14 protein-coding genes are annotated in these 13805 nt (G+C 48.5%); 10 read left to right on the top strand and 4 right to left on the bottom strand.

The window, feature by feature from the left end:
- Positions 1–51: 51 nt before the first annotated feature.
- Positions 52–1014 (bottom strand): signal recognition particle-docking protein FtsY, encoded by a 963-nt coding sequence (ftsY, locus tag C5O23_RS02440; protein WP_107031370.1) that lies wholly within the window; start codon positions 1012–1014, stop codon positions 52–54.
- Positions 1015–1181: 167 nt separating this feature from the next.
- On the opposite strand from ftsY, the gene C5O23_RS02435 reads away from it, so the two are divergent.
- Genes C5O23_RS02435 through C5O23_RS02420 form a run of 4 tightly spaced genes read left to right on the top strand, consistent with a single transcriptional unit; the run spans position 1182 to position 5896 of the window.
- Positions 1182–2375 (top strand): glycosyltransferase family 2 protein, encoded by a 1194-nt coding sequence (locus tag C5O23_RS02435; protein WP_107031369.1) that lies wholly within the window; start codon positions 1182–1184, stop codon positions 2373–2375.
- A gap of 32 nt (positions 2376–2407) precedes the next feature.
- A complete protein-coding gene (gene folB, locus C5O23_RS02430; protein ID WP_107031368.1) occupies positions 2408–2761 on the top strand; it encodes a dihydroneopterin aldolase in 354 nt (117 codons plus the stop codon).
- Between the two features lie 55 nt (positions 2762–2816).
- A complete protein-coding gene (locus C5O23_RS02425; RefSeq protein WP_107031367.1) occupies positions 2817–4106 on the top strand; it encodes a CobW family GTP-binding protein in 1290 nt (429 codons plus the stop codon).
- Positions 4103–5896 (top strand): ABC-F family ATP-binding cassette domain-containing protein, encoded by a 1794-nt coding sequence (locus C5O23_RS02420; protein WP_107031366.1) that lies wholly within the window; start codon positions 4103–4105, stop codon positions 5894–5896. Before C5O23_RS02425 ends, C5O23_RS02420 begins: the two co-directional genes overlap by 4 nt.
- 42 nt (positions 5897–5938) lie before the next feature.
- On the opposite strand, the gene C5O23_RS02415 is transcribed toward C5O23_RS02420, so the two are convergent.
- Positions 5939–6211 carry a tetratricopeptide repeat protein gene (locus tag C5O23_RS02415; protein WP_107031365.1) on the bottom strand — a complete coding sequence of 91 codons (273 nt, stop codon included), beginning with the start codon at positions 6209–6211 and terminating at the stop codon, positions 5939–5941.
- Between the two features lie 91 nt (positions 6212–6302).
- On the opposite strand from C5O23_RS02415, the gene C5O23_RS02410 reads away from it, so the two are divergent.
- On the top strand, positions 6303–7577 hold the full coding sequence (locus C5O23_RS02410) for a histidine-type phosphatase (RefSeq protein WP_107031364.1): 1275 nt from the start codon (positions 6303–6305) through the stop codon (positions 7575–7577).
- A gap of 169 nt (positions 7578–7746) precedes the next feature.
- Here the strand turns inward: C5O23_RS02410 and C5O23_RS02405 are convergent, their stop codons facing one another.
- Positions 7747–8325 (bottom strand): superoxide dismutase, encoded by a 579-nt coding sequence (locus C5O23_RS02405; protein WP_107031496.1) that lies wholly within the window; start codon positions 8323–8325, stop codon positions 7747–7749.
- 124 nt (positions 8326–8449) lie between these two features.
- Between C5O23_RS02405 and C5O23_RS02400 the strand changes: the two genes are divergently transcribed.
- Positions 8450–9400, top strand: coding sequence for a YitT family protein (locus tag C5O23_RS02400; protein ID WP_107031363.1), 951 nt, complete (start codon positions 8450–8452; stop codon positions 9398–9400).
- 138 nt (positions 9401–9538) lie between these two features.
- Here the strand turns inward: C5O23_RS02400 and C5O23_RS02395 are convergent, their stop codons facing one another.
- A complete protein-coding gene (locus tag C5O23_RS02395) occupies positions 9539–10930 on the bottom strand; it encodes a C1 family peptidase (protein WP_107031362.1) in 1392 nt (463 codons plus the stop codon).
- 969 nt (positions 10931–11899) lie between these two features.
- On the opposite strand from C5O23_RS02395, the gene C5O23_RS02385 reads away from it, so the two are divergent.
- The 4 genes from C5O23_RS02385 to C5O23_RS02370 are packed head-to-tail and all read left to right on the top strand — an operon-like array spanning position 11900 to position 13000.
- Positions 11900–12193, top strand: coding sequence for a hypothetical protein (locus C5O23_RS02385; RefSeq protein ID WP_107031361.1), 294 nt, complete (start codon positions 11900–11902; stop codon positions 12191–12193).
- Between the two features lie 18 nt (positions 12194–12211).
- Positions 12212–12388: a ribonuclease P gene (locus tag C5O23_RS02380; RefSeq protein ID WP_107031495.1), complete on the top strand. Its 177-nt coding sequence runs from the start codon at positions 12212–12214 to the stop codon at positions 12386–12388.
- 11 nt (positions 12389–12399) lie between these two features.
- On the top strand, positions 12400–12726 hold the full coding sequence (locus tag C5O23_RS02375) for a molybdenum ABC transporter ATP-binding protein (protein WP_107031360.1): 327 nt from the start codon (positions 12400–12402) through the stop codon (positions 12724–12726).
- A gap of 16 nt (positions 12727–12742) precedes the next feature.
- Complete coding sequence (locus tag C5O23_RS02370; protein ID WP_107031359.1) at positions 12743–13000, top strand: hypothetical protein; 258 nt, start codon at positions 12743–12745, stop codon at positions 12998–13000.
- Positions 13001–13805: the final 805 nt, after the last annotated feature.

Here is a 13805-nt window from a genome sequence, read left to right as displayed (position 1 = left end):
CCGGCCGCTTGAGAGATTCCGGTCAGAAATTGAGCCAAATAAAAGGGGAGATTATTTTTTCTCCCCGAATAGTGATTCGACAAATTCGCGTTTGTGGAAAACCTGGAGGTCTTCAATGCCTTCGCCGAGGCCGATGTATTTGACCGGGATCTTGAACTGATCGCTGATTCCGATGACCACTCCGCCTTTGGCTGTACCGTCAAGTTTAGTGATCGCGAGCTCATTGACCTGAGTGGCCGCAACAAACTGGCGGGCCTGTTCGAATGCGTTCTGTCCGGTGGAGCCGTCAAGCACGAGCAAAATTTCGTGGGGAGCTTCGGGAACCAGTTTCTGCATTACATTTTTGACCTTGGTAAGTTCGTCCATGAGGCCTTTTTTATTGTGCAGACGTCCGGCTGTGTCTATTATGACCACATCGGCATTATTGGCAATGGCGCTCTGAAGCGTGTCAAACGCCACTGAGGCCGGATCGGCTCCGAGTTTTTGCTTGATGACGGGCACATCTGCCCGGCGTCCCCACTCTTCAAGCTGTTCGATGGCGGCGGCACGGAATGTATCGGCGGCACCGAGCATCACCTTGTTGCCGGCTTTTTTGAACTGGGCGGCCATTTTGCCGATGGTAGTAGTCTTGCCGACACCGTTGACACCCACCACCATTATCACATGGGGCTTGTGAGATGCCGGAACAGTAAAGTCGTCCTGCGAAGACTCGTTACTGTTTTCCGCAAGCATGTCGGCGATTTCCTCGCACAGCAGACGGTTGAGCTCGGCCGACCCGACATACTTATCTCTGGCCACACGCTTCTGAATGCGGTCGATGATTCGCAGTGTTGTGTCGACACCGACATCAGAGGTCACAAAGACCTCTTCGAGGTTGTCGAGCACATCGTCATCTATCGTAGATTTACCGGCGATGGCGTGTGAGAGACGGTCAAGAAGTCCGCGCTGTGTCTTTTCAAGGCCCTTGTCAAGAGTCTCTTTTTTTTCGCGGGAGAAAAAATTAAAAAATCCCATATATTCAAGTCGAATTTGAACTGCAAAATTACTTAATTATTCTTGATTTTGCAAAATAATGATCTGAAGCAGGTATCAATTAATGAAATGAGGAAATTTTTCATGTCAAGGGCGTTGTTTCGGGCATTTTTTGTAAATTTGCAGGTTGAAAAAATGATCAGGTCATTATGTTTGAAATCCAATTCACACCTATTATAATAGCTCTGCTCTGCGGGGTCTGCGTATGCTTTTTTTATCTTCTGCTCGGTTTCCGCCACTATATCAGCAGTGTAGGCCGTGCAGCTTCAGCTGACAACACAGCCCAAGAGACTGATGACACACAGCTTCCGGGAGTGTCGGTGATAGTCTGCGCAGAAGACGATGCCCGCAATCTGGAGACACTGCTCCCCGCCATTCTCGACCAGGACTACCCTGCCCCGTTTGAGGTAATAGTTGTCAACGATGGAGCGCTACCATCGACCAAAGAGGTGATAGCCCGCCTCGAAGAACGGTATTCCAATCTCTACATGACTTTCACTCCGCTGGAATCGCGCTCGCTCTCACGCCGCAAACTGGCCTTGACGCTCGGCATCAAGGCTGCACGCCATGAGGTGGTTGTGCTGACCACCGGAAACACCCGCATACTTTCCGACAAATGGCTCCGGCTCATGGCTCGTCATTTCGGTCAAGGCAAGGAGGTGGTTATCGGCTATGCGGCACCTGTAGCCGCCATTGATCCTGACAGCGAAGAAGCGGTGAAAGAACCTTGGAAGCGCCTCCACGCTTTCGACACCGTGCGCACCGCTGTAGAATATCTCTCATGGGGTCTTGCAGGCCGTCCATATCGCGCCACATGTCACAACCTGGCCTATCGCCGCTCGGTATTTTTCCGCAACAAAGGATTCTCACGGACTTTGCATCTGAAGTATGGCGATGATGACATGTTTGTCAATGAAGTGGCCAACGGCGCGAACACAGTAGTAGAAATCTCACAAGGCGCCATAGTTGAAGTGCCCGAAATGCAGCCTCAGCCGGCCCATAAAGTTTCAAAGTTGCGTTACGGGTACACAGCCGGAAAGTTGCGTACCTGGTCACGGGTGTTCTTCGGCAGCTGCTCTCTGGCCTGGTGGATTTTCACCGGATGCTGCATAGGGCTCGCTCTTGTCGGCCTTCCGTCACTGGTTCCACTGATCGCAGCCTCAGTGCTCTATCTAAGTCTGACGCTCATACTTGCTTTTGCATGGCGTTCGACTTCTCGTGCTCTCCATTCACGATCTCTGCTGATCACAGTACCCTGGTTCATGACTTTCGAGCCCATATATAATCTGTGGTACAGGATCAAAGGATTCATCAAACGAGGCTCAAACCTGAGCTGGAGCTAAAACATCAATCACAAAAAAACGCCAAGACACTGATGGAAGGAACCATAGAAATAAACGGGCTGCAACTGTTTGCTCGACATGGGGTGTTTGATTTCGAGCGCTTGAACGGCAACACGTTTGAACTGACGGTCCATCTCCGCTATCCTATCGGAGAGGCGATGGAAAGCGACAATGTAGAGCATACGCTGAACTATGCCGAAGCCGTAGGCATTATAAAGGATGTGATGTCTGATCCATCCAATCTGCTTGAACACGTCATAGGGCGTATCCGACAAGCTTTGACTGCCCGCTGGCCCCAGATCAGCGGCGGCTACATATCGCTGACCAAGCTGAATCCGCCCATCAATGCCCGTATGAAAGGCGTAGCAGTAAGTATCAGCTGGTAATCCCGGCAATGTAAAACAGAATTCCCCCCCACACACATATATATATTATAATTATATGGAAACTCCCGTACTTCTTCTAACAGGCTATCTCGGAAGTGGCAAGACCACTCTCGTAAACCATATACTCTCCAACCGCCGCGGCATACGTTTCGCGGTCATAGTCAATGATATCGGTGAAGTCAATATTGACGCCGATCTGATTCAGCGCGGAGGCATCGTCGACACAAAAGACGATTCGCTCGTGCCCCTGCAGAACGGCTGCATCTGCTGCACCCTGAAAATGGATCTCGTCAAGCAGATAGAGGAGATAATGGCGATGAAGAAGTTTGACTACATAGTCATTGAGGCAAGCGGGATCTGCGAGCCGGCCCCTATCGCCCAGACCATCTGTTCGATTCCCTACATGGCAGACGGCGCGCTTACACGCAACGGCACTCCGAAGCTCGACTGCATAGTGACAGTTGTCGATGCTCTCCGTATGCGTGACGAATTCGGATGCGGAGAAGATCTTACCGCACACCATCATGATGATGAGGATATTGAAAACCTTGTCATCCAGCAGATTGAATTCTGCAACATAGTCATCCTCAACAAAGTTTCCGAAATCATTCCTGACGAACTCAAACGAGTGCGGACAATAGTGCTCGCTCTCAATCCAGGAGTGCGCATAATCGAATGTGACTATGCCGACATAGATCTTTCGTCGATACTCGACACCCACATGTTTGATTTCAACAAAGTGGCGACATCGGCCGCTTGGGTAAGCCAGATTGAAAAGCCGGCTGAAGAGATTGCAAAAGAAGAACATGAACGTGAGCACGGTCACCATCATCATGACGAATGCCATCACCAACACGAGCACGGCGAAGATGAGCACAAGCACCATGAACATCATGATCATGACCACCATGATCACGGCCCTGAATGCTCCTGCGGCTGTCACCACCACCATCACCACGGCGAAGGAGAGGCTGAGGAATACGGCATTGAGACTTTCGTCTATTTCCGACGTCCGGGTTTCGACCTGAACAAATTCGATTATTTCGCCGCAAGCAAGTGGCCGAAAAATATCATACGTTCAAAAGGCATCTGCTATTTCGGCAATAATCCTGATATGTCATATCTGTTCGAGAGCGCAGGACGCCAGAAACAGCTGAAAGAGGCCGGGATGTGGTTTGCCACAGCTCCGGAGGACGAACTGAAAGAGCTGGTGGCACAGGATCCGTCGATCATGCGCGACTGGGATGCCGACTACGGCGACCGCATGATCAAGATAGTGTTTATCGGACAGCATCTCGACCGTGCCGCAATCACCAAAGCCCTTGATGACTGCCTCGACCTATGAAACCATATCTGCAAGTTGAAGATCTGACAAAAAGCTACGGCGACCGTATGCTTTTCGATTCTGTTACTTTCGGCATTAACGAAGGCGACAAGATTGGCCTCATAGCCAAAAACGGCACCGGAAAATCCACTCTGCTGCGCATTCTTTCAGGAGAGGAAGCCCCTGACAGCGGATCTGTAACGTTTCGCAACGGCTTGAGAGTGGGATTTCTTGCCCAGATTCCGGATTTCGCCCCCGGAAAAAGCATTCTTGACAATCTGCTCGCGGCAATGCCTGAAGAGCATCACGAAGACTGGAACCGCGAAGACCGTGTGCGCCAGATGCTGTCACAGCTTGGCATCAGCGACTGCGGAATAATGCCGGAGCACATGTCAGGCGGCCAGATCAAACGTGCTGCACTGGCTCAGGTCTTCCTTGCCTCTCCGGATCTGCTGATTCTCGACGAGCCGACCAACCACCTCGACCTTGAAACCGTGGAATGGCTCGAAAACTATCTGACCAGACAACGCATCACCCTGCTGATGGTCACTCATGACCGTTATTTTCTAGACCGTGTCTGCAATAAGATCATCGAGATTGACATGCAGCAGATCTTCACCTATGAAGGAAACTTCGACCTTTACCTCAAACGCCGCGCCGAACGCATCGAGGCTCTGACAGGAGAGCTCGCCAAGGTTCGCAACACTCTGCGCAAGGAGCAGGAATGGATGAGACGCCAGCCTCAGGCCCGCGCGGGCAAGGCCCGTTACAGGATCAACGCGTTTTATGATCTCAAGGAACGTTCCCGCGCCAATTACACCGAGCGACAGATCGACCCGACTGATGTCAGATCGTCATACATCGGCTCAAAAATCTTTGAAGCCGAGGGGATCAGCAAGCGATTCGGTGAAAAAGTCATACTGGACGACTTTACCTATACTTTCGCCCGATATGAGAAGCTCGGAATCGTAGGCGGCAACGGCGTAGGCAAGTCGACATTCGTCAAGATGCTGCAGGGGCTCGTAGCGCCTGACAGCGGAGAGTGGAATGTAGGCGAAACCGTACGCTTCGGTTATTACTCGCAGGAAGGCCTCCAGCTCCCGCCCAACAAGAAAGTTATCGACGCGATCACTGATCTGACCGATGATATCGTACTTGACAACGGCGCCACACGCCTTTCACCCATGCAATTCCTGAACCGGTTTCTGTTTACTCCGGCTGACCAACAGAAATATATCTCAACTCTCAGCGGAGGCGAAATGCGACGGCTCAACCTTGCCGCCGTGCTGGTCAGACAACCCAACTTTCTGATTCTCGACGAACCGACCAACGACCTTGACATCATGACTTTAGGCATCCTTGAGGAATATCTCAGGGAATTCAAAGGCTGTGTCATAGTCATCTCTCATGACAGATTTTTCCTTGACTCCATCGTAGACCACCTGTTTGTGATGGAAGGCAACGGTGTCATCAAGGACTTCCCCGGAAATTACAGTGACTACCGCGAATATCTGCGCGAACAGAAGGCCAATGAAGAGCAGAAAGCCGCACAGAAATGCGAAGCGCAGACAAAAAGCCGCAGCCGCGAGAATTCACGTCCGGCCAAGATGTCGTTCAAGGAGCGTAAAGAGTTTGAGGAACTGACCGCTGAGATTGACCGGCTTACTGCCGAGCGCCATGAGCTCGAAACCGTCTTTAATTCCGGGGAACAGTTAAGCGACATTGAGGAAAAGGCTCGGCGTTATTCCGAGCTCAAGGATCTGCTTGACGAAAAGGAGATGCGATGGCTTGAACTTTCGGAAAAAGCGTAAATCTGGCTATGCGGACACTCTTACCGATCAGACCGACGAATTTTACGGATTATACAGATCCGGATTAAAGAAGTCTGCAATGTCACGCGCCTGTTCCAGCGCCATAACCGCAGGGCTGTCAGGATTCAATTCCACAGCCTTGGCATAATCTCCCATCGCTCCGGATCTGTCACCCATGCGCCACCTGAGTTTGCCCCGTTCGAAAAGCACACGGTCATCCGCGGGATTCATTTCGAGCAGACTGTCAAGCACAGCCATTGCCTCGACATAACGCCCGGATGAAACCAGGGTCTTGTATTTTTGGTCTTTATCCATCAATTGATTAATTTTGGAAGGATTGTGATTGACAATGATTCCACACTTTGAAATTCAACGACAAAACTAACAAAAAGTCCCGTCATAAGCAATGAAGAAGCTTCTTTTTATCGCGGCTGCAATTATCAGTTATATTGCTCCGACGCAGACTGCCATAGCGGCAGATCCGACAGAAACACACTACAGCATGGAGCAATGCCAAGGCTCGGCCATACCCTATCCGGCAAGGACTGTGAAAGATCTTGCCTATCCCGATTCGCTCACTCCGGTCTACATCAACCATGTGGGACGCCACGGAGCCCGGTTCCTGTCTTCGTCAAAATACACAACATCACTCTCGCGGGTACTCCACAGGGCGGATTCGTTACGCACCATCAGTCCGGCCGGAAAAGAACTGCTCAGACTCTGCGATCTGGTGGTAGCCAGAACAGGAGGCCGATGGGGTGCGCTCGACTCGCTCGGCATGGCCGAACAACGGGCCATAGCCTCGCGCGCTTTTGCGGCATTCCCTACGCTTTTCAAGGACCGCAAGATCAATGCGATATCATCATATGTTCCTCGCTGTGTAATGTCAATGGATGAATTTACCCACCAGCTGACCCGACTGAACAACCGCATAGAAATCTACACTGCATCCGGCCGACAGAACAATCAGCTGGTGCGCTTCTGGGAAACCGATCCGGAATACAAAGACTTCATGGCCGGAGAGGAATGGCATAAAGTCTATGACGAATATGTAGACAGCCATGCACCCCTCACTGTGGCCCCTCGACTTCTGGGCAGCAAATATCAGCTGACCGATGGCGAGGCCCGTGATTTCGGGATAGCGGTATATAAGGTAATAGCCGGCTGCAGCGCTATGGGCATAGGGGCAGATCTCTCGCAGTTTGTGACTGAAAGCGAGATCAATGCACTGTGGAGCATCGAAAACCTGCATCACTATCTGACACATTCAGCCTCTACGCTGTCAACTGTTCCCGCCACAATGGCGGCTCCGCTCCTGGCTGATCTTATAAAGACTTGCCAGGATGCTATCTCAGGTGCAAATCCTTACAGTGTCATGCTACGCTTCGGACATGCGGAGACACTCATGCCTCTGCTGTCACTGATGCACCTGCCGGGATGCTACTACATGACAAACTATTTCGATACAGTAGGCATGCATTGGCGTGATTTCTACGTAGTGCCGATGGCTTCGAATCTCCAGATGATTCTCTTCCGCGCGGAATCAGGCAACTATTATCTCCGAGTAGACCTTAACGAGACTCCGGTCTCTCTTATTCCCGGACGCTCGATTATATATATTCCCTGGAACACCGCACAGGATTATCTGGTGCGATGCCTGCCGATACAGATGCAGCCTTGACGGGCTGCATCTGCGCAGAAATAAGAGCATGAAAAAAGAGCATGAAAAAAGAGAGGGGGTCTCACGACTGCCTCTCTCTCCATTCATCACATTATGCTTATTTTAGTGCTTATTCTTTATACTTTAACTAAAGTTGTTTTTTTGTTCGTGCATGTGCCTTCTGCGCATGTTATAGATAACGGCTTGCGACTACGTCCCAATCTACAATCTTCCACCACTCTTTGAGTGCGTCAAGACGGCGGTTGCGATAATCAAGATAGTAGGCATGCTCCCAGACATCGAAGACCAAAAGAGGAGTTAGACCTTCACAAAGCGGGTTACCGGCATTGGAAGTCTGAGTGATAAAGAGTTTTCCATCCTTATCTTTAGAGAGCCATACCCAGCCGGAGCCGAAAATCGAGGCGCCTGCATCTTCAAACTCCTTTTTGAACTGATCGAAAGAACCGAACTGTTCATCTATCGCCTTGCGGAGATGCCCGTCAGGCTCATGCGCGCCGTCGGGAGAAAAAGTAAAAAAGTAGAAGATGTGATTCCAAGCCTGCGATGCATTGTTGAACAGCGGTCCGGAAGCAGTGGTGATAATCTCTTCAAGTTCCATATCTTCATATGGAGTGTCCTTGATCAGTCTGTTGAGATTGTCGATATATGTTCTTTCATGCTTACCGTAGTGGTACTCGATTGTCTCACGCGAAATCGAAGGAGCCAAAGCGTTATTGGCGTAGGGCAATTCAGGAAGTGTATAAGTCATGATGATTATAGCGTTTAAAAGTTCGTTATATCCTAAAAACGCCTGCACAGATACTTAGTTCGGGGCATTTTGTTAAATATCTTCAAGAAATCCTTAACTTTGCAGCATAAATCAGCATCAGCCCATGTCAACACCAGCAAAGTCTGACCGGACGGAGGCAAAGCCGTTCCTGTCACAGAATATCCGCGACTGCATCGCTATTGTAAGCGGCATACTTATATATGCAGTCGGATTCACCGTGTTCATACTCCCCCACCACATAGTCATCGGCGGAATGGCCGGTTTCAGTTCACTGATTTTCTATGCCACCGGCGGGAGACTCCCGGTAGCAGTGGTAATGTATGGCACCAACATTCTGCTACTGCTCTGCGGATTCCGCTATCTGGGCAAGGGGTTTGTGTTGCGCACCATCTTCGGAGCTACGCTTCTGTCAGTGCTCATCGGATCGGTGGAAGGATATTTCACCTCTCATCCGCCTCTTGTAAGCAGCGCTCCTATGAGCGTGATAATGGGTGCGGTGATGCTTGGGCTCGGCATAGGTATATATTTCAGCCACCACGGCACCACAGGCGGCACGGACATTGTAGCGGCCATAATGTCACATGTGAGCGACATCAGCATGGGGCGAGTAATGATGATAATCGATGTCTCGATCGTAGCACTATCCTTTTTCCTGCCTTTCGACGGTGATATGGAGGCCCGCATTCAGTCACGCACACAGACCATCATCTACGGGTGGCTGGCCATATATATATACTCCTGGTTGGCTGACAGGTATATCGACAAGGGAAAGCAGACAATACAGTTTATCATTCTGTCTGAAAAATGGGAGACAATAGCTTATCGGATCACGCATGAAACCGGTCGCGGAGTGAGCATGTGGGACGGCACGGGCTACTGGACCGGAGAACCGAGAAAACTGATGCTCATATGGTGCCGGCAGAATGATGTCTACCAGATTCTGCGCATCGTCAAAGAGACTGACGAGAATGCTTATGTTACAAATTCGAGCGTCAGAAGTGTATATGGCAACGGCTTCGACCGGCTGAAGCTGAAGAAGTCGTCATTGCCGTAAAGCCTAACGGACCGGGCATTGCTCCGGACCATAATTTACAGACTATAAAAAAAGCAAATCCGCGGCTCTGCATCATAGCTGAGTCGCGGATTCTATATGTTGGAACGTTTCCTTCAATATTTTAATAAGCGGGCCGGATTATTCTTCAGGAGCAAACATCGGATCCCACGGTGGGAGGAGTGTGGGCTGCTGAGTCAGAACCTTGGATGCTTTCGGGGTCAGATACTTTTTGTCGACAACCAGACGGAACATGTATTCATCAAACCACTTGTCAGTCATTATGAGGTGGCCGTCATTGGCTCCGCTACCCCAGCTGTTTTCAACCATCCATTTCTTCGGATTATCCTTCTGGTCGAGATCAACAGCCACAAGAGTCATTGCATGAGACGATGCTGATGAATGGGTTCGGATGCGGTCGGCTTTATTCATTCCGAACTTTGTGTCGAAAAGCGAACCGTAGTCATAGTTATTTTCATCAAGCAGACCAAGATCCTTATTGATGAATTTGCCTACATCGCATGAAAAATACATTGCCTTGCCGTCTTTGATGGAAGCTATCGCCATTTGCTTTATGTCTTCGATGGGTAGATTGACATAGGTCCAATTGTAGCCGTCATAACCGTGGCGGTCATACTCTATTTCATAGAGTTTGTAGTACTCGCGGGTCGGATCGTTCATCAGCATCACATAGTCATTTTTGAGATCGTTGCCGAAATAGGTTTTGTAGAACGACTGCGGAGTATAGGTCTTGGTATCAACTGCCATTCCGTCTGAATCACGGCGCGTCCAGGTGAATTCCACCGGCGGCTCGCCAAGATTGAGTGCAAGGATGCGGTAAATCTGAGTGAGCATTTCTTTTTTACGCGATAGCAACTGGTCGGAGTTTTTGCCTTCCGATGCAAGGCGGCGCAACTCCAGCCCGTCTTCGCGCAGACGCAGCTGAAGCAGGTTGCGCATGGTGCTTGTGGATTTGCTGCTTGCAGTTTCGCCCATCACTTCGATAGGCACTACACCATATTTCATCAGATTGTCGGCTATACCTGTGTACTGGCCTCCATCGCTCAGCGGATTGGCAAAAAGCCAGTCGACCGTGCGGTCTTCAAATGGTTTCGAGGCTGTATCGATCACTCCCTGCAGGAAGAGATTTGACTTTTCAAGCTGATCCCAGAAAAAGTTGTAGCTCTGCGAGAGTTCCAGTTTTGGCAGTTTGTGTTCGGTCATTGCCTGGGCACGGAGTACATTCAGTCCGGTGAACAGCCAGCATCGGCCCGACGAACGCTGGTTGGTGATACCCTTGCTTGGAACCCGGTGAGAAAAGTGGGTGTCAAGATTGTTGAGATTCTCATGGTTGAGGGCCAATGCATTGATGGCATTGTTGGCAAGAGCATTGTGAATGGCTTTTGTGCCTGGGGTTGCCGCATAGGCAGCCCGGAAGCCATCAATGTCACTCTGAGAAATTCCGCCCTGCCCTTGCGCGACTGCTGCGAGCCACGAAACGGACAGACCGATGAACAGCGCTGATTTCTTCATGGTCACTATCTGTTTTGGTTATTAAATTTATGGCTAATTTTATTCACAACAAAATTAAAAGAATTTTGCGAGAATTCCACGCCGGCATGTTTAAAATTTCAGGATAATACAAAAGCAGTTAAGGCGCGCTCCGCATAAGAGGCACGCCTGAACTGACATTGGCACACAGACATTGATCTATATTGATCATATATCTGGGAAATGTTATTTTGATATATGGTAAAATGCTATAAATAAATATTTTACATAAACAACTCTCGAAATAAAGAAACAAAACAGAAACAGAAACATTTTTTTTCGTGATTTCCCGTTTTTTTGGTTGCACTACTTTTCATTCTTTTCATTTGTTCGCACTCGACACCGTTTTTGATGTGTTCTTGCACAATCTTCGTCCTCAGACAACAATCGAAAACCTCAAAGTGTAAGTTTTAGCTTTCTCCCAAAGAAAATCACTTGCACAAAGATACGCTTTTTTATAAAGACATAAATATACAGACAGGCAAATATGCCTGCCTATATTTAGTTTTATTTGGTTTAGCATATATATGACTAATGACCTAAACTAAACTGTTTTTTCGGCTCTTTCAGTGCCGAATATCTTGTATGCAGCCAAAAGAGAGATAATTCCCCATTGATATTTTCTCTTTTCGCTGCAATCCCCTTTTATTCCATAGTCCCATTTGCAGATTACCCATTGCGGGTGTACTCCCACATCCTTGCATATCGACTTTCAGGCTGCCTGATGAGAATTGTGTCGCAAAGGTACTTGTCATGTCTTTCTTGTATTCAAGGTCACAGCCTGACGGTTCCCGACAAAATCTCCACGCTCCGCTTTGCAGAGGTCGTATTTGGTCGTGAAACCCTGCATAAAGAGCCATAACACCTTTTGAGGCGACATAATTTTCAATCAAACCCGAAAGTAGCTGAAATGCTAAAAGAGGGAAAATAAAAAACTTAAAACTTAGAATTATGGCAAACTATGCAACAAACATTTTCTACGCAAGGACGGAAAACAAAGCAGACCTCGACAAGATAGAGGCATTCTTGGATGACACTTTCGACGGTTTTGTCAATAGATACAGCGATAGCGTGGATGCGGAGTTTACCTCTCGTTGGGTTTATCCGGAAGAAGAAATTGACAGGCTGATAGCTTCGTTGGAAGCCAAAGACAAGACTTATATCAAAATTCTGTCCTACGAATTTGCGGACGAATACGTGAGCTTCAGAATCTTCTCACAGGGTAAATGGGATATCAAGTTGTAACCGTAAAATGACATGATTATGTACGAATACGAAGAAGATAGCGAAATTATAGGTGCGCACTGCACCTTGCTTACCCCCTATAAAGGCTACACAGAGGGAACTGTTGTCGGCGACTTCGGCAATAAAATAGTGGTACGTCTTAGTAGTGGCAAAGAGGTGGTCGAGTATCGTGATGAAGTGATTATTTACGATTAAATACAAGAGCGATGCAGCAGATAGCAATGAAATTCGTCCAATGGGACGTACCCGAATTAGAGAAGCTGAAAGACAGCAGGGTTTACCAGTTACGGGAACAGCTTGATAACGGAGAGAAGTTGAGCCGTGAAGACAAGAACTGGATTACCCGAAACGTGAAAGAGTGCATTCATTTCAAAAGAGGTATCGCATTGATGGGCTACTTCTTTGATTTCTCCGATGTTCTCAAACGATATTTCGTAAAACAGCACGGACATATCGCCGAGTATTACGCCATTGACAAAACAGCGTTGCGCTCTGTCCTGTATGGTCGAATAGAAGACATAGTAGAAGTATGATTAAAATCAAAGAAACATGAAAGCAACGATTGAGCATAGCTTTTGTCCTTATTGTGACGAGGTAACAGAACTCTACTTCCGTATCATCAACACGATTCTTTTCTCAACCGATGAAGCGGAACTGCGTAACGGCATGGAACGCCTACGAGAAAAAACACGCCTTGATGATTATTTCGTCTTCGGCTATGGCAAGCATCACCTATGGGTTTGCCAAAGACGTCCCAGTAATCAAGAAAAGATTTTCGAGCATCGGGTAATCATGGCAGAATTTTGATGATACAGGCAGGAACGGGATAATCTTCCATTCCTGCCATGCCGCATTCCCTTTTTTACATTTATCTCTCTCTTTTGGCTGCGCCATATCCTTTTGTAAAAACCAGCCATTCGTGAAAAGCTGCCGTCCGCTTTTCCGATAAGCCGGGTTCTTTCCTTTTTCCCTTTTGTCCCTTTTCTTTCTACCGGACGGGAACATGGCAGCACCCCGATACCCCGTTCCGCCTTTTGTCGCCACTTCGTTGATATTCCCTTCTGCGGTATCGCAACCTGTTGTCAGTTCAGTATTCTGTTTGTAGCCACCTCTATTCAGTCCGACCGAATTACACGAAAATCCCTGCCGCTTCTGCGGACTTACAGCCGAAACACGCACCATTGTGCCGGTGGACGGATTGCACTTTCACTTCCCCTACAACTACGGTTTTCCGTTCATTTTCAGAATAGTTTTCCGCCGAAGTCATCATCATTTTCCGATGCAAAGATAGTATGCAGACGGGAACGACTTTGGAAGTCTTGACCAATGGCTCAGCCGTACAATCTTCCTTTATCGAGCCTTCCGGTTTTGCCTACGGACAAAAATAAAGAGTATTGATGCGTCCGGCCTTGGTGCATCCCCTTAACTGCACCTACTTTTTGAGGCAGCGTAAAATTGATTTAATAACTTCTAAAAACAATTCATTAAGTAAGTCGTAAAAATTAATTTATACTAAGCCGTATGGGCAAAATTGATATAGAGTTCAGATCCAAGCGCAGCCAACGCACGGTTAGTTGCATAGATCAGGGAGTCTGTGGAGCAATAATCCGCA

It is taken from the genome of Duncaniella muris, from assembly GCF_003024805.1.
GTDB lineage: Bacteria > Bacteroidota > Bacteroidia > Bacteroidales > Muribaculaceae > Duncaniella > Duncaniella muris.
This window is presented reverse-complemented; position numbering and strand designations above follow the sequence as displayed.

Coding starts and splice junctions, on each gene's coding strand:
- C5O23_RS02380 (WP_107031495.1), top strand. CDS start 12,212: ATGTACGAATACGAAGAAGATAGCGAAATTATAGGTGCGCACTGCACC.
- C5O23_RS02405 (WP_107031496.1), bottom strand. CDS start 8,325: ATGACTTATACACTTCCTGAATTGCCCTACGCCAATAACGCTTTGGCT.
- C5O23_RS02400 (WP_107031363.1), top strand. CDS start 8,450: ATGTCAACACCAGCAAAGTCTGACCGGACGGAGGCAAAGCCGTTCCTG.
- C5O23_RS02410 (WP_107031364.1), top strand. CDS start 6,303: ATGAAGAAGCTTCTTTTTATCGCGGCTGCAATTATCAGTTATATTGCT.
- ftsY (WP_107031370.1), bottom strand. CDS start 1,014: ATGGGATTTTTTAATTTTTTCTCCCGCGAAAAAAAAGAGACTCTTGAC.
- C5O23_RS02415 (WP_107031365.1), bottom strand. CDS start 6,211: ATGGATAAAGACCAAAAATACAAGACCCTGGTTTCATCCGGGCGTTAT.
- C5O23_RS02385 (WP_107031361.1), top strand. CDS start 11,900: ATGGCAAACTATGCAACAAACATTTTCTACGCAAGGACGGAAAACAAA.
- C5O23_RS02425 (WP_107031367.1), top strand. CDS start 2,817: ATGGAAACTCCCGTACTTCTTCTAACAGGCTATCTCGGAAGTGGCAAG.
- C5O23_RS02420 (WP_107031366.1), top strand. CDS start 4,103: ATGAAACCATATCTGCAAGTTGAAGATCTGACAAAAAGCTACGGCGAC.
- C5O23_RS02395 (WP_107031362.1), bottom strand. CDS start 10,930: ATGAAGAAATCAGCGCTGTTCATCGGTCTGTCCGTTTCGTGGCTCGCA.
- C5O23_RS02375 (WP_107031360.1), top strand. CDS start 12,400: ATGCAGCAGATAGCAATGAAATTCGTCCAATGGGACGTACCCGAATTA.
- C5O23_RS02370 (WP_107031359.1), top strand. CDS start 12,743: ATGAAAGCAACGATTGAGCATAGCTTTTGTCCTTATTGTGACGAGGTA.
- folB (WP_107031368.1), top strand. CDS start 2,408: ATGGAAGGAACCATAGAAATAAACGGGCTGCAACTGTTTGCTCGACAT.
- C5O23_RS02435 (WP_107031369.1), top strand. CDS start 1,182: ATGTTTGAAATCCAATTCACACCTATTATAATAGCTCTGCTCTGCGGG.